We start from the raw sequence: 23,873 nt of genomic DNA on the forward strand, positions 1-23,873 counted from the left end.
CTTCCTAATACGGCAGCATAATATGGAAGGTCGTCCCAAACCCTTTGGAGGAGACACGGATTTGACCGCCAATATCGTGAATGATTTTTTGGCAGACAGACAATCCGAGCCCTGTCCCTTCCTCTTTTGTCGTAAAAAACGGATCAAAAATCTTATCAATAATGTAAAGCGGGATGCCCGGACCTGAATCGTGAATATCGATACTCACTTTGTCGCCATCCTGGTCGAAATGATGGGAAATCCGAAGCGACCCTTGCTCTCCCATTGCTTCTATTCCATTTTTGCAGATATTAATGAACACTTGCTTCAAAAGCTCGTTATCCCCGACGACCATCGGAAGCTTACCGCAAGAGGAAAACTGGACATCAATTCCGTACAGAATCGCCTGTGACTCGACGATCGGCAAAATTTCATCAAAAACGGTATTTAAGTCGACCATGGAATATTGAATATTACGCGGCTTGCTCAATAGTAGGAATTCACTGACTAAAGAATTGATGCGATTGATTTCAGTTAGCATAATTTCGGTGTACGTTTTCTCCCTGTCCATGCCACTGTCACCAAATAACTTGAGGAACATTTGCAGAAAACCTTTGATCGAGGTAAGTGGATTGCGAATCTCGTGCGCTGTACCAGCAGCAATTTGCCCGATCATCGCCAAGCGTTCATTCCGCTCTAGCTTTTGGGCGAAGGATCGCAGGTTTGTTATGTCTTTGAATAGAATAAACGCCCCTACTGTTTTCCCTGACTCGTCTTGAAGTGTATTGGCGTCGACAATCAGCTCATAGCGTTGGTTGTCATTCGTCCAGGAAGTCGCGACATTTTGCAGCTTTACGCCTTCCAACAGTTCTTTTTTAATGAACCGATGCGGTTCGGGGATGCCGCTGAATACTTGATCGACGTGTTTATTGATGACGTTCAGTCTCTCCATACCCAGCAGCTTGCACGCCGTCTGACTGGCTTCGATAATGATCGATTTCTCGTCGAGGATAAACAAGCCCATGCTTGTATCATAGGTCAGTTTGGTCAGCAATCGCTGAGACAAAAGCTGATCGCTTTCTTTTAGGAGTTGGGGAAAATGAATCATGTACAGAAGTTCTTCTGCTTGCTGTGCCATGATCATGACAGATGTGTTCCTGTATCTTCCCTGTTTATCACACCATTCCAATTCGACCTCGCCTTTGGTTCCCACTTCTTCTTCCTTTCGCAAATATTCCTCATACAGGTGCTCTATGGAGCCTCGATGGGGAAGAAGAGAGCTGATCGGCTGATTGACAAGTTGATCGCGTGAATATCCGGTTACACGAAGCAGTTGTTCGTTGACCTCCACGATACTACCCGCTTGATTCACCAATAAAACGGCAGTAGGCAGTTGATGCATGAACCGCTGCAATCGACCGGACGAGCCAACGAGATGTAACGAAGAAAGTGCACTCATTGCTTGTCCCTCCTGGCCTATGACGTATTTTGAAAGGAAAGAAACCGAAATCCTTTCCGCCTATTATGAAAATTCGTGAAAATACTCCTAAAACCTTCATTCTATCTACCTGAAAAGCATGGAAATGTTTCGCTAGTTATCGTCAAATTCCAACAAAAAATAATTGGATCGTAAAATAACAAAAATAGCATGCTTCCCTTCGGAAACATGCTATCTGTACATGCGTGATAAGTACCGTGCACCTATCTTCGATAATTCTTATCCAAGCGTTACTTATGGTAGCAGCTCAGAGCAGGCTACCCTGCGGCACACGCGATGATCCACTTATGGCTGCTTCCTTCCGGACCTGACCAGGTTCATGGGTTCGCGTTGCACAGGACCCGCTCCTCAACACCGCCGCCATAAGGCAGCCTCACATAAGAAAACCTAGGATAGGAATTCAACCCTGCTATTGCGGATTGCAGGTTACAGGGCACCGCAACCTCCCCGTCTAGCACGGTAGAACTAGAATACCAAAGTTAGTAGCCGATAGCAAGGAGTAAACCTATCCAGTGCTAGGAAATCTCTCTATCCTTACTAACTCTTCCCTTGCAATCCGCCGACTGTGTAATCTGAATAGCTCCATCCTCAAAAGCCTTCTTAAAAATCGAAACAACGGAGGGATCGAACTGTGTTTCCTGGCATCGCAGAATTTCTTCGTATGCTTCTTTTGCTGACATGGCTTTGCGATAGGAACGTGTAGAAGTCATCGCATCAAACGTATCTGCAACGGCAAGAATACGCCCGATCAGCGGGATTTCTTCCCCTTTGAGCTGATCAGGGTAACCTTTTCCATCCCATCGCTCATGATGATGCCGTACCCCTGGACTGATATGAGACAGGTTTTCTATTTGCTCCACAATTTTTCCACTGATGATGGAATGAGTTTTCATGCATTCATACTCGTCAGGCGATAGCTTTCCGGTTTTTAAGAGGACGTGATCAGGAATGGCTACTTTTCCGATATCATGCATTAATCCAGCGTAACGTAAATCATCTCGTGAAACTGCAAGCTGCTCCTGTTGCTGTAAATAATCGTAAATGATAAGGGCATAGTGTGTAACCCGTTCTGAATGTCCTGCTGTATAAGGGTCCTTCATCTCTACGGCTAAATAAAAGCTGCGAACGATTTGATCCAGGCTCTGTTGCGAATACTCCCGCTCTCGGGTAATTAACGCATGCATCTGTTCTGCCATGGTGTTGAACTTATTCTCCAGCAGCATTATTTCTTTCATCCCCTGTATCGGGACGCGTATGGAAAAATCGCCTTCTAACAAGGAGTCAGTGGCGGATACCAAGCTATAGATCGGCTCACCAATCCATTTTGACAACCGATGAGCCACAAAACAGGCAAATAAAACAACGATAAAAAGGGTAAAACAAAAAATCAGGTTCAATCGTTGTAACCGTTCATTAATCCCATCTCTCGGCAACCACTCAAAAAAAGCACCCCCGCTCTTTTCAGATACTTGGCGATAGACGTAAATGTCTTTGCCTTGGATGAGCATGGAAAAAAGTCCTTTTTCATTGGATTGTTCCCACTGACTGCGTACCATTTCATATTGAGGAAGCGCGGAAACGTGATTTCCAATCATAGCTTTATCGGTGTGTATCATAATTGTTTGGGAGGGGGAAAGGACCATCATGCCATACTCTTTTGGCACGACATAGGTACGGACCCAGTCTGTCAGTTTATCCAGATTGATTTCCACTAATAAAAGTCCCGTAGCTTTTGGATTCGAACTCTCCAGTCGCCTCTCAAGAAAAAAAGATTTTGGGCGCCCCTCTTGCTCCCTTTTGGTAAGGAAATTTACCCTGTTTTCTCCGGTTCCCCATTGCTCGCGTTCCAGAAATTGATTATCCGCATTCCAGCTCTTATCTTCGTTTAATGAGAAGACTCTTCCATCCTCACTGAGAAAAACAATATTTCCTACCACATTATGATTGCGGGAGAAACGCTCGAATAAATTTTGGACGACTTGTTCCTGCGATGTCCATTCGTGCCTGAGGCCATTCTTTTTTACTTTGACAAAAAGTGGTTCCTCTATCATACGTCTGGACAGTCTATTCGCCAATTCATCGGTATCCTTTTGGATAGACTGAAAAAGGGACAAAAGTCTTTCATCGACGAGCCCTATATTCACATCCATGTTCGTCTCGTATAGTTCAAATACTGCCTCTTCAGCTTCATCATAAAAAAGGAAGCAAATAAAAATCGTAGGCCCTAGAATCAGTAATAAAAATGTGGAAAATAATCGATCCCTCCACTTCAGGTACACAAGCCTCCCCCTTTTTTCTAAGCTGTTCACCAAAATAGCTACACCATTTGTAGTGGGTACGATTACATAGTGTCATTTCACTATTTCCCGCTGGGATCAAACGTAAACCTTCGTTCGAACCAAAAATGGGATCTTTTTCATCCATAGACAAACAGACGCTGTCGTAATATTCTAGCTAAGAATTATTATCGTATGTGAGGAGATGCATCAGATGAGATACATCCTCCTGGTTTTTCTCGGAGCATGTAGTTACGGCATACTATCAACCATCGTAAAGCTTGCCTACAAGCAAGGATATTCGCCCGCAGAAGTAATTGGTGGGCAAATGTTTTTGGGCTTTGTGCTGACCTGGATACCCGCTCTTTTCTTCCTGCGGACCAAGCCTCCTCTTCGCCAGTTGCTACTATTAGCCACCGTAGGTCTGACTGTCGGTTCAACGGGAATTATGTACTACAATGCTCTGCAATATATCCCAGCCTCGATCGCCATTGTCCTTTTGTTTCAATTCACGTGGATGGGCGTACTGGTCGAAGCCGTGATGACTCGCCAGATGCCTGGAAAGGAGACGATTTTTTCCCTCCTCTTACTGCTGACAGGGACCCTTCTTGCAGGAGGAATTTTTGAGAGCGGTGGATTGGCCCAATTTCATATTCTGGGTGTCATATTCGGTCTTCTCTCAGCCGTTTCTTTTACGTTGTTTATTTTGTTCAGTGGGAAAACCGCCATTGCTGTTAATCCGTGGATTCGTAGCTCCAGCATGGCGACTGGCTCTTTTCTGTTGGCCAGCCTGATTTACCCACCTGCTTTTCTATTCAACGGAGCATTGTTGGACGGGTTGTTTCCATACGTATTTTTACTCGCCTTCTTCGGGATTTTGATCCCGACGGTTTTTTTCAATTATGGTATGCCCCACATAGGACCAGGGATGGGAGCTATATTAGGAGCAGCTGAGCTACCTATGGCTGTGCTCTCCTCCTATGTCATTCTGAATGAATCTGTCTCTATACTCCAAGTGAGCGGTGTCGTGATCATTTTACTCGGAATTATCTTGCCGGAATGGCTGCGCCAGCGAAACATTCGAAGAAACAAGGCTACCTCATAATTGTTGTCCAAAGCCCATCCACTGTGCCTCTGCCGCACATATGGACGGGTTTTTTTATGATAAAAAGCAAAAAACCTCTGCTCCACGCAGAGGGTTGTTGACTTCGTCATTATTACATTCGGGTTACTCCTGATCACGATCGATCATCAGCGGCTGTGGCGCAGCTGCCATGCTTTTTTGTTTTCTCCAAACAGTGAATCCATAATAAGCAGCAGCAATGAGAACCAGTGCGCCTAAGGCAGAGAAAATGACGGTTCGATTATTTAACAAGGCCACATAAGAAGTAAGCATCTCCACTTTATTTCCCATGAAATGACCGAGCAAAAACAAGATCAGTGTCCATACAAAGCCGGTTGTGTACGAAAACAGGGCGTACCGTGGAAACGTCATTTTCCCGATCCCGACCAAGTAAGGTACCACATGCCTGACGACAGGAAAGAAATAGCTGATACATAGGGCGTAGCTTCCGTAACGATCGAGCAGCGACTGCGCTTGATTTACGTACTTGTTCATTCCTTTTTTGCGACTAATCCAGTTCAGTGCAGGTGCTCCTAGCCATCTCCCGAGCACATATCCCAATGACAGCCCAGATACAACACCCAAATAGGTCGCAATAAATGCAGGAAAAACATGCAGAAGTCCCATCGAGGTCAGCACTCCCGCAGACAGCACAATCACCTCGTCAGGAATCGGCATACCAACAATCCCTAGCCATAACATAAAGAAAAGGGCAAAATAGCCAAACTGACCCACAGACTCGGACAGCATATCGACAATCATCTAGAAATCCTCCTGGCCAACACCCTTGCCATCATCCTTCCGGCAAATGTAGACAAAGGCAGGTGGCAAATTCAATGGAACCATTTTCACCGATACTTGCTCAAATACAGAGGAAAGCTGCTTTTTCATTTGCAGCGAATATTGAAAGGCGACAAATACTCCGCCTGGTTTTAGCGCATGATATACCTGATCCATAATTTGATCACGCAGCTCTTGTGGGAAGTTGGCAAATGGCAATCCTGACAAAATACAGTCGGCTTTGCCCAATCCCGCTTCTGTAAGAACCCGATCCAAATCTACCGCGTCTTCATGGAATCGTACATCGGGAAATAGTGGTTCCAGCCTTTTGCGCATCTTGGTCTCCTTTTCAAAGGATACCAGTACGGCTTCGTTTTTTTTCTTTTGCTCGATCCACTTTGTAAAAATCCCCGTTCCTGCTCCTAATTCCACAATTGTATGTGCTTGCTCCCAGTCAATGGGCGCCACCATTTGTTTACAAAGCGCACGGGAGCTAGGAGTAATACTGCCTACTTGGCCTGGTGACCGCAAAAAATTATAGAAGAACATCAGCCGATCCTTCATGCTGGATGGATGATGACAATCGATCATCATGTCTATATGCTCCCTTCTCAGTCCTTGCTTATCCATATATCTTATCCAAAAAACATTACGAATTATCTACTAAAAACGAAAGATTTTCTTACTACTATAACAGTAAACGAATGGAAACAAAAATTCCTCCGTCTATAGTCGGAACAAATAATCACACTCATGATGGTTTTTTGAGTGATTTCCATACGTTACAATGACAGTAGATCAAGTTTTACATCTAATCGAGGAGGATTTATTTTTATGGATTATAAAGGTGTAAAAGTCATAACGCACGCTAGCACATTTTTTGCACCGATCCTTGTGCCCATTCTTGTCTGGTTGCTCGTACAAAATCGTGACGCCAAAAGCATGGCGCTGCAAGCTTTGTTCTTCCACATCATTATGACGGTGCTCATCGCTATTTCCTGGTTCTTCGTCTTCTTGTTGATTGGGATTCCGTTCCTGATTGTGTTTGGACTGATGGCGATCTACTACCCGATTAAAGGTATCATTTACTCCTTAAATGGACGCCCGTTTTCCTACCCATTCGTCGGTGGGATTGGCAGATAAATCTCGATACACAACAAAGACCAGCTATCCTTTGGTAGGAAGCTGGTCTTTTTGTTCAGGTAGAGCCTAATTCCAATCGAGATTAGGAGCCTACTGTGAAGCGCTCATTTTGATGCTTCGGATTTTCGATTTCATCGAGCAACGCCACTGCGTAGTCAGCATAGCTCACATAGCTCTGTCCGCTAGCGTTCACCAACAGATGGTCTTTTCCGAGTCGGTACGAACCTGTTCTCTCCCCTGCTGGGTCAAAAAAGGCAGATGGACTGATATACGTCCATTGAATGCCGTTTGACTCTTCCAATACACGCAAGTACTCTCCATGCTTTTGTGCAGTTGCCAAGTAAGCCTTAGGGAAATCAGGAGTTTCTACGAGACGCAGTGTTTTGGCTTCGTCTACAAACAAACTGCCTGCACCACCTACAACCAGCAAGCGTGCAGAAGGAGCGCCCTTCAATGCTTCAATCAGAGCCTTCCCTGATTCTACGTGCAGATGTTCTTGACCTGCTGGTGCGCCAAAAGCGTTCACGACTACGTCAAATCCATTCAAATCTGCGGCTGTCAGGTCAAACACATCTTTCTGAATCACAGCTACATCCTTTTGCTCAATTTTGGATGCATCACGCACAATCGCTGTCACTTGATGACCACGATCCAACGCCTCTTTCATAATCACTTTACCTGCTTTACCGCTTGCTGCAACAATTGCAATCTTCATGATGATATTCCTCCGTTTTGTATGTTATAGGTGTAACCGATTAAGTTACAACCCTCCCAAAAATGATAGGCGTTTACCGCGTCGCCTTGTTGTAATCATTTTAGTTACAACTATTTGAAATGTCAACCCTGTTTTTTTCATCGCATAAAAAAAGCACCCGGATATTCAAACATACACCAGGTGCTAGCTGTTACTTCTTTTTTCTCGGACCATTCCAGGTAATGAACCCGCCTTGCAAATGAGCCATCTGCGAAATGCCGTGTTTCTTTAGAATTTTTGCTGCCTGCTTGCTACGCATCCCGCTCCGGCAGTATAGCAATATATCGTTTTTGCTGGAAATTTCTCTTGCACGTTGGTCGAGCTGAGACAAAGGGATGTTCACCGCTGATGGAATATGACCGGCTTTATATTCATGCGGCTCACGTACGTCGATGAGCATCACCCTGCTTTTTTGGTTGACCCGTTCCTTGAACTGATCTGACTTGAGATTTTCCAATCCCTTCACAGGAACGAAGCGAGAGATGACAAACCAGATAATTACCGCATAGGCGATCAGCAAAAGAATCGTAGTGAAACTCATAGGAAGCTCCTCTCCAAAATCGGTTTAACGGCTCTTAACCAAAAGCTCTACGGCTTCTTTCACCAGCTTGCTCGTGTCTCCTCCAACAGCCTGCTCTTCTAACAAACAGCGTTGCAGATTTTCAGCAACAATCTGGGCAATCGCCTTATCTGAAGCGTTACGAACAGCGGAGAGCTGCGCTACTACGTCTTTGCAGTTTTTCTGCTCTTCCATCATTTTCAGTACACCGCGTACTTGTCCTTCAATTCGTTTTAAACGTCTTTTGATATCGTCACTGTAGTTGTAATCCATATGAATTCCTCCTGTTTCCCGACAAGGCATACGTATCAATCTTGGAACTACCTTACATACAGGTATCTTATGCGAAATCCAAGCAATGTCAAGCAAGTTGCCTATGCGGGCTGTATTAAATAAACAGGTTTACTTTTGCCTGTGTCGCATCTCCCAAATAAGCGGCTACACCTGCATACTCCATTCCGTCGAGCAATTCCTCCTGTTTGAGACCTAGCAAGTCCATCGTCATCGTACAAGCGACCAGCTTCACTCCCTGCTCCTGTGCCAGCTCGATGAGTTGTGGAAGCGTCAGGGCATTGTGCTTTTTCATGACATGCTTGATCATCTCTGGCCCCATGCCCATCATGTTCATTTTAGAAAGTCCGAGCTTCTTGGCCCCCCTTGGCATCATCCAACCAAACGCTTTTTCAAGCCACCCCTTCTCTACCTTCACGATCTCGTCCTTGCGCATGGTATTCAGTCCCCAGAAGGTGAAGAAAATCGTGACATCATGATCATAGGCAGCAGCTCCGTTCGCAATAATAAAGGCTGCAATTGCTTTATCCAAGTCACCGCTGAACAATACAATCGTTGTTTTTTCCTTTTGTTTTTCCATCGTAAGAACACTCCTTAAAAATACTTATACTTGTATAGGTATAAAAATAAGCAAAAGAAGCTTTTGCAACGAAAAGCATCTTTCCTTATAAAATGTCACTCCAAATCTTGATAGCCGTTCCACAGATCAGCACAATCAAGCCATAACGCAAATATTTCACATCGCTCTTGGCGCTGACCATACTGCCCACCGGCGCCCCCATAACACTGCCGATGACCGTATACAAAACGGGCATGAGCGGAATTTGCCCACCCGACAGCTTCCCGATAACACCACCTATTGCGGAGATGAATACAATAGCCAAAGATGAAGCAATCGTCACCCGCGTAGGTATTTTCAAAACGGTCAGCATAATCGGAATGAGGATGAACGCTCCCCCTGCACCGACAATCCCGGATACGATTCCTACAGCAAACGCAGTACCAGCGGCAATGAAGCGGTTATACGCTACTTCCCCTGCTGCCGCTTCTGTCCCTCTATTTTTCACGAGCATCAAAATCACGGCGATGATCGCCAGTAACCCGTACACGACATTGATGCTTTCATTCGACAAGTATTGGGAGAGAGCCGCACCAATCAGGCTACCCGCCAAGATGCTTACCCCCATATCTCTGACGAGTCCTTTATGAATCAGGGGCGAGTTTTTCCCGTTTCTTTTGCGGAAAGCCAGTACGCCAGACAGCGACGCGAAAAATACTTGAAACATCGATATCACCGAAACTTCCTGGGCGGAAAACTGCGCCACCCCTAGTGCTGGCGGTATAAACAGGAGCATCGGATAGCTGATGATCGCTCCGCCAATCCCGAGTAATCCGGAAAAAAAGGACCCGACAAAACCGAGAGAGATCATGAGCAGAAGCAGTAGAACGTCCATATATCCTCCTCGCATTCCTACCTAACACATCGGAATGCTTAACCCTCTTTTCAAATGAACCATCATCAAGTAAAATTAATTCCAAGTAAATAACTGTGAATAAGGTGATTTAGATGATTCCCTTTTTCAAATCCATATTTCAGCATCGGTGCCCCACCTGCCAAGAACCTTTGCGCTCACACAATAATGCCTTGTTCAGTGAAAAGCAATGCCCAAATGGCCATTACAAAGAAGAAATCTATACGCACCTTGGCGTACGTATCGTTTATGAAAATCAGGAGTAAGCGAGCACTGCACGAACCGATAGCCGCGTCATCCAAAAGTGCTCGCTTCTGTCTCCCTACAGCTTTTTCACTAAAAATTTGTACACACCGTTCTCAACCTCATGGCAAACCAGCTCATTCCCGGTTTGCTTGACCCAAGCGGTGAAGTCGTTCAGAGAGCCTTTGTCCGTCGAGAGTACCTCCATGGTTTGACCGGATTGCATTCCGTCCATTGCTTTCTTTGCTTTGACGATTGGCATCGGGCAAGCCAGGCCTTTTGTATCTATCACAATATCCGCCATTTTTTATTCCTCCTGTTATATAAATGAATATAAATGAGTGTTCAAAAAGTCGGCTTTTCAGCACCGAGAAAGTGGCGAGAACCTGAAAAAGGAGGAGCGGAGTGTAGGGGACCTACATGAGCACCGGACTTTGAAGGTGAACGCCAATTTCGATGCCGATTCAACTTTCAGGACTACTTCGTGATCAAAAGACGATTTTTTGAACTACCTTTCCGTTATTTATCGTGAATGGCGCAGCGATTTGGCCCTACTTCCATCTCTTGTTGTTCCTCTTCGCTCGGTTTTAATTTCCCCATGTTCACTTGACGAATCTCTTGATACGCATTCGGCTGCGGCGGCAAATGATGCGTAACGATATACCGGAATTCACTTTCATCCGCAATCGTTAGCCCTGGATTATTGCGATACAAGTCACCCAAACGGGCAGACACGGCCCCCATTGGACCAATCTCCGTGTAGCTGCCAAAATGAGCAGGCAACACGACTAAATGCTCGGGAAGCTCTTTATATCGATTATACAAGGTGTTGTGCAGGTCTCCCACCCAATCTTCTGCTTTCCCTGCCAAATCCGGGCGTCCGATCGAAGCGACAAACAGACTGTCTCCCGTGAGAAAGTACGTATCATCGACAATCAGTGACGTACTCCCGATGGTATGTCCGGGGGAATAGATCGGCAGGATCACGATTTTGGTTGCACCCACCTGGATCTCCTGCCCTTCCTCTAGCTTATGATAGGAATACGTAACTTCTTCCGCATCCTTTTCTGGAAGCCAATACGATGCATTGAGCTGATCTGCCAGCTTCTTACCACCGGAAATATGGTCGGCATGCAGATGGGTATCGATGGTGTGCTTGATCGTCCATTGATGCTTGGCTGCAAACGCTTCGTACACATCCGTCATCCGCAATGTATCGACGACAGCCGCCTCCCCTCCTGATACGATCATGTATGACAGGCAGCCTTTTCCAATGCGAACAAACTGATAAATCGCACCGCCGTCACGGAGATCACCCACCTTCACTGGCTCCAGATGCTCACTCCACACCTTCATGCCACCTTGCAGGTAGGAAACATCGGTAAAGCCCGCTTCTGCCAGCATCTCTGCAACAAAAATGGACGAGCCCTCTTTTGCACAGACGACTAACACCTTCTGTTTCACAGGGATTTTCTCAAGAACAGCCTCCACCCCATCCAGCAAATCAAAATAAGGGATGTTCATGCTCACTACACGATGCCCTTCAATTCGCCAATTCTCGTAATCGCTCGTATTGCGAACGTCGAGAATAAACAATTCCTCCTGCGCAAAAAGAAGCTGTGTTAGCTCGTGTGCTGTCATCGTCTTCACACTCGTTTGTTGTTCCATCATCTTTTTCTCCCCCTTATTGTTTTTCTGCCGGGCCATTCCAGCCGGACATACCCGGTACTACATTGGTGATTTTGGTAAAACCTTTTTCGGCCAACAACTGACAAGCCATGTCGCTGCGTTTGCCGGATCGGCAGATGATATAGATGTCGTCATCAGGCTGTAGCTCATCCAAACGCCGTTCCAATACTCCCAGGGGTATCGAAATGGCTATAGGAATGCGGTGAAAAGCGTATTCCGCCGGTTCTCGCACATCAATGAGTGTCAGCTTCTCATTGGCTTCCAGCTTTTTTTGCAGTTCTGCATTAGAAATAGTCCCCAAGAAATTCGTCTCCTCCTTCACTTCATGGGTACTCGCTTTTCGCAGGAAATGCTTCCATACTTCCCCCTCCTGAACCGTACCCAAAAATTCATGCCCGGTATTATTTGCCCAGCTCTTCAGGTCTGCCAATGACCCTTTATCCGTCGCCTGTACCTCCATCACTTGACCCGGTAACATCTCTTCCATCGCTTTTTTTGTGCGTACGACAGGCATTGGACATGCCAAGCCTTTGCAATCTACTGTTTTATCAGCAGAAAAATTCGATTGTACAGACATGTTGTCTTCCTCCTAAATTTTTGAATGGAAATGTGATCGATCAACTTTATACATATACCCCTATGGGTATTATAATATGCACCTAATTTTTCTTTGTCAATAGTCGAAACGTGACCGACCCACTCTTTCATACGTATTTTCTTAGAAATGATCTTGTACCGACATGGAGGGGCCCAATGAAACTAGCTGACCGGCTGAAGGAAAAGAACACGAAGACAACAGAGCTGTCTATTTGGGGACCATATTTACGGGAAGAATGGGAGAAGCATTTTGCTAGCCATCTGACCGAAGAAGACAAAGAGAGGATTTTTCTCAAAAATAAAGACGGCTACCAGGGGTATCTGTGGTATTTATTCAGCAATAAGCTGAGGGATTGTCTTGAACGAGAGGAAGCGGATGAAGCCTTCCAGCAGGTAGCCCATGAGTCGTACTATGTGTTTTACCAGCTTGAAAACCAAGTGCTGATCTTGGAAAATGCTGCAAAGTTTTCTGTCGCGGACTTGGAAAAGGAATACGATGTGTACGTCGTGGATAAGGATTTTACGTGGACGTATGTGAAGACCCATGAAACCAAGTGGTGTGGGCCTTATTTTTATAGGAAGTAGGATGGAAAAACAAAGAGAGGAAGCATTCGGATACCTTTAGGGGTATGCCGCCATGCTTCCTTTTTTGATGGATAGGTTGATTATCGGTGCTGGAGATACTGCAAGCTGTTTTCCATGATCTCTTTGAAAGGGGGAGCAACAATTTCTTTCCCCCATAATCCTACCCAGAGGTCTGTATTCGGGTTATCGACAGCTATGTAAACCAATAGCTTTGGATCATCGCTTGGGGCAAATCCGATAAACGAATACGTATATTTTCCTTCGATGAAGTTTCCTTGCTGGTCGCGTTTCTCTACGATTCCTGTACGCCCAGCGACTGTATGTTCTTTTATGGAAAAGGCTGTATCTGAGCCAGGACGGCTGTTTACGACAGCTTCTAAAATCTCTCGAACCTGCTTGGCTGTTTCTTCTGATATGACTCGACGCCCTTTGTCCACGTGGTTCCTTTCCTCCTTCGTGACATGTGGTTTCATCAACTCACCACCGTTGGCAATGGCTCCGAGAGCAGCCACTTGTTGAACCGCAGAGGCAGAACCCCCAAGTCCATAAGCTGCCATTGCCTTATCATAGGGAGTATCCATGTTTGGTATCTTTCCAGGCTGTTCATTGATTTGTTCGGTACCCGTTTTCATTCCAAAACCGAACCGTTCAAAATATTGCTGTAACGAGTCCCCTGGTATCCGTTCACTGAGCTTGGCGAAAGCGACATTCGAAGAACGTTGGATACCTTCTAAATACGTAATCTGTCCCCACCCTGTACCATTATTGTGGTCTTTTATAAACTTGCCCGGGGTAATCTCGTAGGTTCCAGAGTCGTACATTTCGTTGTCCTCATACTTCCCCTCTTCAATAGCAGCCGCCAAGGTCACGATCGGAAATGCGGCCACAGGATCTGGTATCGCCCTGACTATGTGTGGTACCTTGTCAGTTGGTCTTTTCAGATTCCCCATCCCAAGAATTTCTCCGGTATTTGGATCGGTAACGATTACCGTCATATTTTCAGGCTGATAGGCTTTGCCGGTCTTATGTATCGCTTCTTCTACATACTCCTGAATTTGTGAATCGAGGGTCAGAACGATATCTGCTTGGGATGTCGTTTCCGTGGCTTGTGCCTTTTTACTCTCCGCAGCATTCATCTGTTGTACGCTTGGCACTGAAGGAGTTCCCTCCGAAGGCATCCACTGATAAGCGAGAAACAATAAAGCAAATGAAGCAGCAACGCCCCCAATAACCTTGGCATACTTTTTTCGCCGTTTCATCTGTATGAGCAGCTCCCTTTCTCGACGGATATGACTCGCGATATCACGTCGTTTGTCCTCGTCCATCTGAAGCGACGGAAATGATTGCAGCACTGTGCTAATCTCTTTTTCTTCAATAGATGGCGTCATGTAGATTGACCTCCCTGCCGCTATTGCCCATTTGTTTTTGCAATTCCTTGATAGCTCGATGGAGTGTCGTGCTGACTTTTGCTTCACTCCAGCCCAAGATTTCCGCTGTCTCTGCTGTAGATACTCCCTCTATCAACCGCAGGATTAGAACTTCTCGATACGTGCTTTTCAAGTGATTCATTGCTTCATACGCTTCTTGTAATTGCTCCTTTAACACCAATGCCTTCTCAGGTGTACGTTCTTTGGAAGTGAGGAGTCGGAGGACGTTTTCGGGAAACCAATCCATCATTTTTTGCTTTCGCCTATAATCAATCGCTGCATGGCGCGCAATGGTCAGAAGCCATGTCTTGGGCTGTGCCCTTCCTTCGTAGCTTGATAAGGCTTTTAGCGCTTTTGAAAAAACTTCCTGGACTAAATCCTCGACATCTCTACGTCCGGAAAAATACACGAGGTAATTGTAAACATCATTACCGTATTGCTGGAACCATCGCTCTATTCGGTCATCGGAATCCATTCGTACGCTCCTTTGTGAAGTTTGTATCTTATTAGACGCAAAATTAAAATTTGCTTACAGTTTTTGTGATATAAAAAAGAAAATGCTGTCCCATCCTAAGCTATTATCTAGGAGGACAGCACCATACAACGAATTGAGGCGTTCAAATATGGGACAAAAACGTGTGAGAGAAATTAGGGTCGCGGATTATCAAGCTATTTATTTGTTAAACCTAGAATTTAACCCGAATCTGCATCCATTTACCGAAGATCAGGTAAGAGAGAAAATTGAAATCATCACAAAGAAAACGAAAGATATGATCTTTGTTTGTGAGCAAAACAACGAAGTCATCGGATATATTCATGGCAGCCCTTATGAATTGCTTTTTTCCGACTCTCTCGTTAACGTCCTGGGATTTGTTGTGAAAGAAAAGGATAGAAATCAAGGTGTAGGTACTATATTGATTGAACAACTGGAACAGTGGGCAAAGACCAATGGATTTTCCGGGATGAAGCTGTTATCCCACCCAAGTCGTATACATGCTCACAGGTTCTACGAACGACGTGGCTATCTGTACCAGAAAAATTTTATAAAAAAGTTCTAAGCTAATGAAAAAACGCTTCTCCTGCAGCCCAGGGCAGCAGAAGAAGCAGTCTAATGTTTTAATCTATACTTTGAACTTGTTAATCTGCTCCTGAAGCTCCTCAGCCATCTTGGAGAGGGAACCCGCAGACGAAGCGATCTCCTCCGTGGAAGCCAGCTGCTGCTCCGTAGCGGCAGAGACGTTATTCACGCCGCCCGATGCTTCTTCCGCAATCGCTGAAATCTTCTCCACGTAATGGACGACCTCGTCCGTGCTTGCCGCCATCTGTTCCGCGCCTGCGGATACTTCCTGAATCTCGCCCGCGACCTTGTTGACCGCATTCGAGATGTTCTCAAATGCCTGTCCAGCTGCTGTGACAATCTCCATGCCGCTTTGCGTTTCGTCGCTGTTCATTTTGACTGCCTCAACCGCCTGCCTTGTATCATTCTGGATCAGCTGCACCAGGTCAGTAATGCGCTGCGCAGACAATGAGGATTCCTCGGCCAGCTTCCGAACCTCTTCGGCAACGACAGCGAAGCCGCGGCCATGCTCTCCCGCTCTTGCGGCCTCAATCGCCGCATTCAGTGCCAGCAGGTTCGTCTGACTCGCCAAATTATTAATGACCTCGGTGATCGTTCCGATCTCTGCCGAACGTTCTCCCAGTCCCGTAACCAGCTCCGATAGGGATGTGATAGAATTACGGACAGTATTCATCTGTTCGACCGCTGACTTGATGATCATATTTCCTTCCGCAGACTGGTTGGCCGCGTCAACGGCCGATATCGATACGCTCTGTGCCAACTGTGCGATCTGTTCTGAACCCAAAGCCATTTCGCCCATGGCCTGAGAGGAACGCTTGACAATATCCACCTGCTCGGAGGTACCCGTAGCCAATTCCTCCACTGTTAGGGTAATTTGCTCGGATGCCTTCGCATTTTGCTCTGCGCTGGCTAAAAGTTCTTCCGACGAAGCTGCTACTTGCTCAGAAGTCGTAGCTACTGATTCAATCATAGCGCGCAGATTCGCCGTCATCGTGTTGAAGGATGCTGCCAACGTGCCCAGCTCGTCCTTGTTACGCAGCACAATCGTCTCGCCCGTTAGATCGCCACTCGCAATCCGGACAGCGGCCTGATTTATTTGCTGGATTGGCTTTGAGATGATATGTGCCATGAAGAAGGCGATAAGCAGCGCAATGGCCGCCGCTACGAAAGTAGTCACAAGAATGATGACAAACGCTTGCTGGGAAAGCTCCGAAGCGCTTTGACTAACCTTTCCGGCCCCCTCATTGTATATATCGATTAATTTGACAATATTATCATTGGCCGTGTACCACAAAGGGTAGGCCACGCTATGTAACTTACTTGCCTCATCATATTTGTTTTCTCTGCCCAACTTCACGAACGCAGGCATTTTTTCCAAATAAGCATCGTATTTGGTGTTAAACTCTTCAAACAGATTGACAATCTCACTGCCTTCCGCATTGCTGGCATACACAAGCGTCTTCAGTTGTTTCCGTTCATCCTCGATCTTGGCAAGCAGTTGATCCAGAGCCTCCTTCTGCTTCGTGAGCTCCTCCTCGTTCTGTTCAACGATAATGTTGAGCGCAAGACGCTCCACGTCGGAAATGTCTCCATTCACCGTGCCAAGCAGGGTAACCGCTGGCATCCATGACTTATCGATATCCCCGGATATCATGGTCAAATCTCTGATCTGGCTTAATGCAAATGTACTCACAAATGCTAGGAGCGCAACAACTGTAAGAAACCCCGCCAGTAATTTGGTGCGAAGTGTAAGCCCTGTTTTTCCTGTTGCATTTCCCAACTTGCCGCTCATAATCCCCACTCCCCCAGCTACAAATAGATAAAATATATAATGAATATATCTAATTAATATATCGTCATATAACACAATGAAGTATAGAGTGAAAAACGAATTTTATTGCTTATACATCAACAAAATGTACGGCTTTAAGTACGACTCAAAATTGTTTCATGCTTTTGCACACGGCTGTAAGGGGTAATTATTGTTAAACCCTCCTGCTCGGCCATGTAGACCAGTATACTCAAGAATTGATCAAGGGTTTTGGAATGAAAAAGGGGGTATCTCAAAAGTCGATTTTCCGACTTAGAGACACCCCCTTTTTCTGTGAAACATTATATACAGGCAGAGCTGATGTTGAAGTTTATTCTTGCCGAAAAAAATGGAAGCATATCTCCGCCTCATCGGCAAAAATATGCTTCATTCTCTTCGATCCGAAAAATCTAAGCGGAGAGAGTGGGATTCGAACCCACGCACGCCTCACGACGCCTAACGCATTTCGAGTGCGTCCCCTTATGACCACTTGGGTATCTCTCCATATTTGGTTTATCAGAAACATTACCTACTATAGCAAAATACAGTCAAAAATGCAAGTCCGATTCCTCTGCATGCCCCTTGATTTGCGCGGCTCATTAGGCCAAACTAAGAACAGCACACACGATTGGTATCCGATTAGAAGAAAAGTGAGGAAAATATATGAAACGTGAACGTTTGGACAAGGTGCTGGCCAATATGGCAATCGGCACGCGCAAGGAAGTGAAAGCATTAGTAAAACAGCGACTGATCGTCGTAGACGGCGTTGTCGCAACAGACCCGGGGATGCACGTTATTCCCGAGGAACAGGAAATCCTTGTGGATGGAGAACCGCTTAACTTTAAGCGCTGGGTATACGTTTTGCTGAACAAGCCGCCTGGGGTGGTTTCTGCTACAGAGGACAATGTCCATGAAACCGTAGTGGACTTGCTCCCGTACGAGTGGGCCATCAAAGTGCATCCAGTAGGCCGACTGGATATTGATACAGAGGGTCTCTTGCTCTTGACCAATGACGGTCAGCTCTCCCATAGCCTCTTGTCCCCGAAAAAGAAAGTGGACAAGGAGTACTTTGCACGCATCGATGGCCGGGTCACTGAGCACCATGTACAGGAGTTTGCCAAAGGCGTGGAATTAGAGGACTTCACTACACTGCCAGCCAAGCTGGAGATTATCTCTTCAGGTGAAACATCAGAGATTCGCGTCACCATCATGGAAGGAAAGTTCCATCAGGTAAAGCGGATGTTTGCTGCTTTCGACCTGCATGTCACCTATCTGCAACGGATTCGGATGGGCCCGCTTCACCTTGACCCGTCACTTGCCCCTGGTGAGTATCGCGAACTGACCGAAGAAGAGTTGAACATGCTGCAAAACGTAAACAAATAAAAACCGCCTGCATACAGACGGTTTGTCCAGACAGCCCGGTCACTCCTGTACGGGCTGTCTTTTTTTCCGCAATCCACGAAAGAAGTCCTTGAGCATCTGCCCGCATTCCTCTGCAAGAACACCCTCTATAACTGGTACCTGATGATTGAAGCGCGGTTCCGCAAGCAGGTTCATTAATGTCCCGGCACAGCCCGCCTTCGGATCGCGAGCGCCATACACGACCTGTTCGATGCGGCTTTGAACTATCGCACCCGCACACATTGGACACGGCTCCAACGTCACGTACAGTGTACATCCGATCAAGCGCCACCCACCCAAGCGTTCACTTGCCTCCCGGATCGCGATCAATTCCGCGTGTAAGGTAGGATCTTTTTGTGTTTCCCGCAGGTTGTAGCCGCGACCTACGATTTCCCCGTCGCGCACGATAACCGCACCGATCGGAACCTCGCCAATCGCAGCGGCTTTCTGGGCCTCTTCCATGGCTTGTTTCATATAATAATCATGTTCATTTGCTTGTATCACGTTTCCCTAAAGCTCCTTCAAAAACAGTCTTTCGTCCCGAACAAACGGACCATGTTTCCCAAAAAAGTTGATTCAAGAAGTTTTTGTCCTAACCCGTTCACATACTATCTGCGAGATTACATACATTAATGATGTAAGGAAGAAGTATGCAAATCATTGTTAGCCTCTTTCTGGAGGGATGTGAGTGGGCTTAACCTCTGCAAATACGTTATTTGATCGCTTTCACAGTCCGACTAGAGGTCTACTGGCGAAAGAAGAAGTGTTTTCCCACATCGAACATACCATCTCATCAATAGGTGGTCCATTTGAAATAATTGTGGGGGCCGACTCTCAATTAAAAAGCCGCGGGACTTTTTTTGCCCTTGTTATCACAGTGATCCGTCCCGGCCATGGGGGTACCTTCTTTTATCACAAATTTCAGGAACGCCGGTATTCATCCTTGCAACAGCGTATATTTCAGGAAGCGATGTACGCAGTCGGACTTGCCACAGAAGTACGCCAATATTTGCGGGACCGCCACTTAGATACTCCCATCCGCCTGCATTTTGATATCGGCACGAATGGTCCTACCCGTAAGTTTATCCAGTCTTTGTTGAGCTTAGCAGAAACCAATCACTTTCGTGCCGAGATCAAACCGAACTCCTTCTGTGCATCTACGATTGCCGACAAGTACACCAAGTAACAAAGCGGGCGGATTGCTAATGAGGCGTCCGCTTGGCTTTGTTTTGCCCTTATCCTGTTGGTTCAATCAATTCGGGACAGGCTCCTGCTTCTCCTGCCAACCGTGTTTTTCCCGCTAACAGAGTGATTGACAATGTACGAGACGTGAGCTATTATATGCTTTAATTGAAGCGTTTTCACAAGGCGTGTTACTGGTAATGCAGGCATGAGCCGAGAAGATCTTTTTCTTGTTAAAAAGGTTTTTTCGGCTCTTTTTTCTGATTAACGTCATGGTTCATTGGCGTTTTTCATTAAATTGGATGTGACCGCTTGCGGTAAGCAAATACGGTCATGGACCGTTTTTGTCTATCTAAAGGTGGTGGAATGGATTGTCCCGTGAAAAGGAAAAAACGTACGCAATTACGCGTGTATTGAACCATAACGTCGTACTCGTGGAAGAACCCGGATCGAGACAAGAAATTGTCCTGTTCGGAAAAGGAATCGGATTTGGCGCAAAAACCGGGAATACCATCCCCGCCCAAGACTCGCGTGTGGAAAAGCGCTTCAGGCTCGAAAATGAAAATCATCAGAAGCAGTATCAGAACATCTTGAGCCAAGTAGATCCTGCTGTCGTAGGAATTGCGGAAGAAATTATCGCTCTTATTGCGAGTGAGATTACGCCAGAATTGAACGAACACGTCCATGTTGCCTTGCCTGACCATATCCAGTTTGCCATCTATCGGCTCAATAACGGCATGGAGATCGTGAATCCTTTCTTGTTCGAAATCCAGACGCTGTACACGAAGGAGTACGCGCTGGCGAACCGGGCAGCGGATATGATCAAAAACGCATTCGACCTGGACATTCCCGATAGTGAAATCGGTTTTCTGGCCTTGCACATTCACTCCGCGATCAGCTACGTCCCGGTAAAAAAGGCTGTCCAATTCACCAACATCATCACGGAGTTGGTAAGCCTGATTGAAGAGCGAACAGCCATTACGATTGAACGCAGTACCATTGATTATGTACGCCTCATTACCCATTTGCGTTTTGCCGTTGAGCGCATCCGTCAACAAAAATTCATCAAGAACCCGCTTCTGGACCGAGTCAAAACCACTATGCCAGAAGCCTATCAATTGGCAACAGAGCTGGCTCAATACATCTCCAAGCGTCTTGAGATAGCTGTACCAGAAGACGAGGTTGGTTACATGGCTCTGCACCTTTATCGCTTATTACAACAAAATTAAATCATAATCCTGCGTGTTACTAGCTCGACTAGGCATGAGCGGTGAGATCATACGGACATAGTAAGTATGTCGTCGTATGAATTCAACCGTCTCATGCCTTTTTTGGTTCAGACGCAAAAGGAGGATACTTATGCTGCGCAGTCTTTTTTCCCGTAAAAAACAACAACAAGAGGTAACCTTTCTTGCACCATTAACAGGTACCGTACTCCCCCTGTCCGAAGTACCTGATCCTGTATTCGCAGGTAAAGTCGTTGGTGATGGTGTAGCGATTCTGCCAAGTGCAGACACTCTCGTCTCCCCTGTCGATGGAAAGGTAACGCATCTTTTCCCTACTCACCATGCTATCGGGCTGTCGACTGAAAGTGGTCTTGAGATATTGATGCATATTGGAATCGACACCGTGAAATTAAACGGGAAAGGCTTTACCCCATTTGTCTCCGTTGGTGATCAAGTTAAAGCTGGCGACAAGCTCATCCAATTCGACAAGAGTGTACTGGAGAATGCTGGATGTCCGATCGTAACACCGATTGTTATTACGAACGGTGATATGGTTGCTGAAAAAAATGTAGTGGCAAAAGCAACTGTGCAAGCAGGTCAAGAGCCACTTATGACTGTCGTCTTAAAATAAACGAAGCGAATGGTTAGGGAGGTACAACATGGTTCAATTTGAGGTAACGGTCAATGTAGAGGGTGGGCTCCACGCGAGGCCAGCAGCTCTACTCGTGAATTGTTCGTCGCAATCTCAGTCAAAGATTACGCTGAGCAAAGGGACCAAACACGCAGATGGCAAAAGCATTCTTGGCATCATGACATTGGGCGTCTCCCAAGGTGACACCCTGACCGTTCAGATCGACGGAGCGGATGAACAAAACGTGGCCACTGCGATTCAGCAGCTATTGGAGCAATCCTCGTAAATCATACCGTGTAAACGACGGACAGGAAGGTGAAGGACGTATGTTGAAAGGAATCCCGGTTTCCGCTGGCATTTCGATTGCCCCTGTTTTACGCCTCACACACGAAACAGCCATCACGCAGGCAGAGTCCACCACTCCAGTGGATGCAGCTCAGGAGCTAGGACTACTTAGCAAGAGTGTAGAGCAAGCACGCGAACAACTGGAAAAGCTAAAGGAACAGACAGAGGAACAATTAGGTTCGGAAAAGGCGGCCATCCTCTCTGCTCATATTGCCTTTTTGGATGACCCGGCATTTGTCGGGGAGATGGGTGCGCTCATCGAAAATCAACAACTAGCGGCATCTGCCGCCGTCTCGCAAGTAGCCGATCAGTTTATTGCTCTCTTTGAGAGTATGGACGATGCCTACATGAAGGAACGCGCGGATGATATTCGTGATGTGAGCCGCTGTCTGATTCGAAATATTTCGGGCAGTGACACCGTCATCTCCTACCCGGAAGAGCCTTTTATCCTGGTTGCTTGGGACGTCACCCCATCCGAGACGCTTCAGCTTCCACTCCAGCATGTACGAGGAATTGTCACGGCCAAAGGCGGCGCTACCTCTCATGCAGCCATATTGGCACGCTCGCTCGGAATTCCCGCTGTCATGGGTGCAGGCGATACCTTAATGGAAAAAGTAGACTCCGGAAGCTTGCTGATCATCGACGGAACCTCTGGACAGCTAATTGTTTCGCCCGATGCGGATACACTGGCTGCCTATCAGGAAAAAGCCGCGCAGGAAGAAAAGGAACGCCAATTGTACGAAGCCATTAAAGAACTGCCTGCCGAAACAACCGATGGCCACCGTGTTCACCTGATGGCAAACATGGCTGTGCCAGAAGAATCTGATGCATTGATCGCATCCGGTGTAGAAGGAATCGGGTTGTTCCGCTCCGAGTTTTTGTTCATGGATCGCAGCACCCTTCCCGATGAGGCCGAACAATTTGCTGCATACAAGCACGTAGCCGTTGCTTTTGGCGACAAGCCGGTCATCATTCGCACCTTGGATGTTGGCGGCGACAAGCATTTGCCAGCACTCGCGCTTCCACAGGAGGAAAACCCGTTCCTTGGCTTCCGCGCCATGCGCATCTCGTTAGCCAGACCGGAATTGTTCCTGGTGCAATTACGCGCTCTCTTGCGTGCAAGTGCATTCGGTCGCCTGCTGATCATGTTCCCGATGATTTCCCATTTGGAGCAGCTGCGCGAAGCCAAACGATTGCTGGAGCAAGCAAAAGCAGAGCTGCGAGCAGAAGGGATCGATTTTGACGAGAAAATCGCCGTAGGCATGATGATGGAGATTCCGGGTGCCTGCCTGCAAGCAGATGCGTTTGCAAAGGAGGTAGACTTTTTCAGCATCGGCACGAATGATCTCGTCCAATATACCCTGGCAGTAGACCGGATGAATGCCAATATCGCCGAGCTGTACAGCTACTACCATCCAGCCGTATTACGATTGATTTCCCAAGTCATCGAAGCTTCCCATCGGGCGGGCATTTGGACCGGGCTGTGTGGGGAAATGGCGGGAGATCCGTTGGCAACCAAGCTCTTGCTCGGATTGGGGCTCGATGAGTTCAGCGGTGCCGCTTCGGTCATGCCAAAAGTCAAAGAACGTATTCGCTCCATCAGCGTAGAGGAAGCGAAGCAACTGGCCGAGCACGTTCTTACCCTATCAACTGTAGACGAGGTCGTTCAATATCTCAAAGACAAAGCCTTATAAAAGGTTTTGTCGCCTGAGTAGTGAAAGCGCTTCCAATATTTCGATCAGAATGGTCTCTCTCCGGCTTATTCCTTGTGCCCTCATCATTTT

The 23,873-nt window shown here is 46.6% G+C and carries 26 protein-coding genes, 1 tRNA gene and 1 other RNA gene; 10 read left to right on the top strand and 18 right to left on the bottom strand.

Going from position 1 to position 23,873, the window contains the following annotated elements:
* Nucleotides 1-4 precede the first annotated feature (4 nt).
* The 3 genes from C7R91_RS09120 to C7R91_RS09130 all read right to left on the bottom strand — a co-directional run bounded on the left by C7R91_RS09120 (nt 5) and on the right by C7R91_RS09130 (nt 3,756).
* Entirely contained in the window at nt 5-1,438 is a 1,434-nt protein-coding gene (locus tag C7R91_RS09120) for a PAS domain-containing sensor histidine kinase (RefSeq protein ID WP_047074428.1), read from the bottom strand.
* Between the two features lie 234 nt (nt 1,439-1,672).
* An RNA gene (gene ffs / locus C7R91_RS09125) (signal recognition particle sRNA large type) lies at nt 1,673-1,937 on the bottom strand.
* A 55-nt stretch (nt 1,938-1,992) separates the two neighbouring features.
* Nucleotides 1,993-3,756, bottom strand: a complete 1,764-nt coding sequence (locus tag C7R91_RS09130; RefSeq protein WP_047074425.1) for an HD domain-containing phosphohydrolase — start codon at nt 3,754-3,756, stop codon at nt 1,993-1,995.
* Nucleotides 3,757-3,967: 211 nt separating this feature from the next.
* Here C7R91_RS09130 and C7R91_RS09135 point away from each other — a divergent pair, with 211 nt between their 5' ends.
* Nucleotides 3,968-4,858 carry an EamA family transporter gene (locus tag C7R91_RS09135; RefSeq protein ID WP_047074423.1) on the top strand — a complete coding sequence of 297 codons (891 nt, stop codon included), beginning with the start codon at nt 3,968-3,970 and terminating at the stop codon, nt 4,856-4,858.
* Between the two features lie 123 nt (nt 4,859-4,981).
* Here C7R91_RS09135 and C7R91_RS09140 read toward each other — a convergent pair whose 3' ends face one another.
* The gene (locus C7R91_RS09140) at nt 4,982-5,638 is read right to left on the bottom strand and encodes a DedA family protein (protein ID WP_047074421.1); all 657 of its coding nucleotides are present in this window, start codon (nt 5,636-5,638) and stop codon (nt 4,982-4,984) included.
* Entirely contained in the window at nt 5,639-6,250 is a 612-nt protein-coding gene (locus tag C7R91_RS09145) for a class I SAM-dependent methyltransferase (RefSeq protein ID WP_047074419.1), read from the bottom strand. It abuts the gene before it with no gap.
* A gap of 240 nt (nt 6,251-6,490) precedes the next feature.
* Here C7R91_RS09145 and C7R91_RS09150 point away from each other — a divergent pair, with 240 nt between their 5' ends.
* The gene (locus C7R91_RS09150; protein WP_047074417.1) at nt 6,491-6,799 is read left to right on the top strand and encodes a DUF4870 domain-containing protein; all 309 of its coding nucleotides are present in this window, start codon (nt 6,491-6,493) and stop codon (nt 6,797-6,799) included.
* A gap of 82 nt (nt 6,800-6,881) precedes the next feature.
* On the opposite strand, the gene C7R91_RS09155 is transcribed toward C7R91_RS09150, so the two are convergent.
* The 8 genes from C7R91_RS09155 to C7R91_RS09195 all read right to left on the bottom strand — a co-directional run bounded on the left by C7R91_RS09155 (nt 6,882) and on the right by C7R91_RS09195 (nt 12,384).
* The gene (locus C7R91_RS09155; RefSeq protein ID WP_047074416.1) at nt 6,882-7,514 is read right to left on the bottom strand and encodes an NAD(P)-dependent oxidoreductase; all 633 of its coding nucleotides are present in this window, start codon (nt 7,512-7,514) and stop codon (nt 6,882-6,884) included.
* 190 nt (nt 7,515-7,704) lie between these two features.
* Complete coding sequence (locus C7R91_RS09160) at nt 7,705-8,094, bottom strand: rhodanese-like domain-containing protein (RefSeq protein WP_047074414.1); 390 nt, start codon at nt 8,092-8,094, stop codon at nt 7,705-7,707.
* A gap of 24 nt (nt 8,095-8,118) precedes the next feature.
* Entirely contained in the window at nt 8,119-8,385 is a 267-nt protein-coding gene (locus tag C7R91_RS09165) for a metal-sensitive transcriptional regulator (RefSeq protein ID WP_047074412.1), read from the bottom strand.
* A 115-nt stretch (nt 8,386-8,500) separates the two neighbouring features.
* Nucleotides 8,501-8,983, bottom strand: a complete 483-nt coding sequence (locus tag C7R91_RS09170) for a DsrE/DsrF/DrsH-like family protein (RefSeq protein ID WP_007719857.1) — start codon at nt 8,981-8,983, stop codon at nt 8,501-8,503.
* Nucleotides 8,984-9,068: 85 nt separating this feature from the next.
* Nucleotides 9,069-9,857 (bottom strand): sulfite exporter TauE/SafE family protein, encoded by a 789-nt coding sequence (locus C7R91_RS09175; RefSeq protein WP_047074410.1) that lies wholly within the window; start codon nt 9,855-9,857, stop codon nt 9,069-9,071.
* A 340-nt stretch (nt 9,858-10,197) separates the two neighbouring features.
* Complete coding sequence (locus C7R91_RS09180) at nt 10,198-10,422, bottom strand: sulfurtransferase TusA family protein (RefSeq protein ID WP_047074408.1); 225 nt, start codon at nt 10,420-10,422, stop codon at nt 10,198-10,200.
* 215 nt (nt 10,423-10,637) lie between these two features.
* Nucleotides 10,638-11,789, bottom strand: a complete 1,152-nt coding sequence (locus C7R91_RS09190; RefSeq protein ID WP_047074406.1) for an MBL fold metallo-hydrolase — start codon at nt 11,787-11,789, stop codon at nt 10,638-10,640.
* 13 nt (nt 11,790-11,802) lie between these two features.
* The gene (locus C7R91_RS09195) at nt 11,803-12,384 is read right to left on the bottom strand and encodes a sulfurtransferase TusA family protein (protein ID WP_047074404.1); all 582 of its coding nucleotides are present in this window, start codon (nt 12,382-12,384) and stop codon (nt 11,803-11,805) included.
* Between the two features lie 176 nt (nt 12,385-12,560).
* Between C7R91_RS09195 and C7R91_RS09200 the strand changes: the two genes are divergently transcribed.
* The gene (locus C7R91_RS09200) at nt 12,561-12,989 is read left to right on the top strand and encodes a DUF4275 family protein (RefSeq protein ID WP_047074402.1); all 429 of its coding nucleotides are present in this window, start codon (nt 12,561-12,563) and stop codon (nt 12,987-12,989) included.
* Between the two features lie 80 nt (nt 12,990-13,069).
* On the opposite strand, the gene C7R91_RS09205 is transcribed toward C7R91_RS09200, so the two are convergent.
* Nucleotides 13,070-14,377: a peptidoglycan D,D-transpeptidase FtsI family protein gene (locus C7R91_RS09205; RefSeq protein WP_047074401.1), complete on the bottom strand. Its 1,308-nt coding sequence runs from the start codon at nt 14,375-14,377 to the stop codon at nt 13,070-13,072.
* Nucleotides 14,361-14,891 (bottom strand): RNA polymerase sigma factor, encoded by a 531-nt coding sequence (locus C7R91_RS09210; protein ID WP_047074399.1) that lies wholly within the window; start codon nt 14,889-14,891, stop codon nt 14,361-14,363. The genes C7R91_RS09205 and C7R91_RS09210 overlap by 17 nt, the downstream gene beginning before the upstream one ends.
* A gap of 148 nt (nt 14,892-15,039) precedes the next feature.
* On the opposite strand from C7R91_RS09210, the gene C7R91_RS09215 reads away from it, so the two are divergent.
* Nucleotides 15,040-15,474, top strand: a complete 435-nt coding sequence (locus C7R91_RS09215) for a GNAT family N-acetyltransferase (protein WP_047074397.1) — start codon at nt 15,040-15,042, stop codon at nt 15,472-15,474.
* Between the two features lie 63 nt (nt 15,475-15,537).
* Here C7R91_RS09215 and C7R91_RS09220 read toward each other — a convergent pair whose 3' ends face one another.
* Both C7R91_RS09220 and C7R91_RS09225 read right to left on the bottom strand, forming a co-directional pair.
* Entirely contained in the window at nt 15,538-17,286 is a 1,749-nt protein-coding gene (locus C7R91_RS09220) for a methyl-accepting chemotaxis protein (RefSeq protein WP_047074395.1), read from the bottom strand.
* 433 nt (nt 17,287-17,719) lie between these two features.
* Nucleotides 17,720-17,808 (bottom strand) — tRNA-Ser (locus C7R91_RS09225).
* Between the two features lie 159 nt (nt 17,809-17,967).
* Here C7R91_RS09225 and C7R91_RS09230 point away from each other — a divergent pair.
* Nucleotides 17,968-18,687: a pseudouridine synthase gene (locus C7R91_RS09230; RefSeq protein WP_047074394.1), complete on the top strand. Its 720-nt coding sequence runs from the start codon at nt 17,968-17,970 to the stop codon at nt 18,685-18,687.
* Nucleotides 18,688-18,726: 39 nt separating this feature from the next.
* Here the strand turns inward: C7R91_RS09230 and tadA are convergent, their stop codons facing one another.
* Complete coding sequence (gene tadA, locus C7R91_RS09235) at nt 18,727-19,209, bottom strand: tRNA adenosine(34) deaminase TadA (RefSeq protein ID WP_047074393.1); 483 nt, start codon at nt 19,207-19,209, stop codon at nt 18,727-18,729.
* 184 nt (nt 19,210-19,393) lie between these two features.
* On the opposite strand from tadA, the gene C7R91_RS09240 reads away from it, so the two are divergent.
* The 5 genes from C7R91_RS09240 to ptsP all read left to right on the top strand — a co-directional run bounded on the left by C7R91_RS09240 (nt 19,394) and on the right by ptsP (nt 23,783).
* On the top strand, nt 19,394-19,891 hold the full coding sequence (locus C7R91_RS09240) for a ribonuclease H-like YkuK family protein (protein WP_012683824.1): 498 nt from the start codon (nt 19,394-19,396) through the stop codon (nt 19,889-19,891).
* 367 nt (nt 19,892-20,258) lie between these two features.
* Nucleotides 20,259-21,116 carry a glucose PTS transporter transcription antiterminator GlcT gene (glcT, locus tag C7R91_RS09245; protein ID WP_047074392.1) on the top strand — a complete coding sequence of 286 codons (858 nt, stop codon included), beginning with the start codon at nt 20,259-20,261 and terminating at the stop codon, nt 21,114-21,116.
* Between the two features lie 130 nt (nt 21,117-21,246).
* Nucleotides 21,247-21,744: a PTS sugar transporter subunit IIA gene (locus C7R91_RS09250; RefSeq protein WP_047074390.1), complete on the top strand. Its 498-nt coding sequence runs from the start codon at nt 21,247-21,249 to the stop codon at nt 21,742-21,744.
* 28 nt (nt 21,745-21,772) lie between these two features.
* Entirely contained in the window at nt 21,773-22,030 is a 258-nt protein-coding gene (locus C7R91_RS09255) for an HPr family phosphocarrier protein (RefSeq protein ID WP_007719815.1), read from the top strand.
* A gap of 40 nt (nt 22,031-22,070) precedes the next feature.
* Nucleotides 22,071-23,783: a phosphoenolpyruvate--protein phosphotransferase gene (gene ptsP / locus C7R91_RS09260; RefSeq protein ID WP_047074388.1), complete on the top strand. Its 1,713-nt coding sequence runs from the start codon at nt 22,071-22,073 to the stop codon at nt 23,781-23,783.
* Nucleotides 23,784-23,873 lie beyond the last annotated feature (90 nt).

Origin of the sequence: Brevibacillus formosus (assembly GCF_003013405.1) — a bacterium.
Lineage (GTDB): Bacteria > Bacillota > Bacilli > Brevibacillales > Brevibacillaceae > Brevibacillus > Brevibacillus formosus.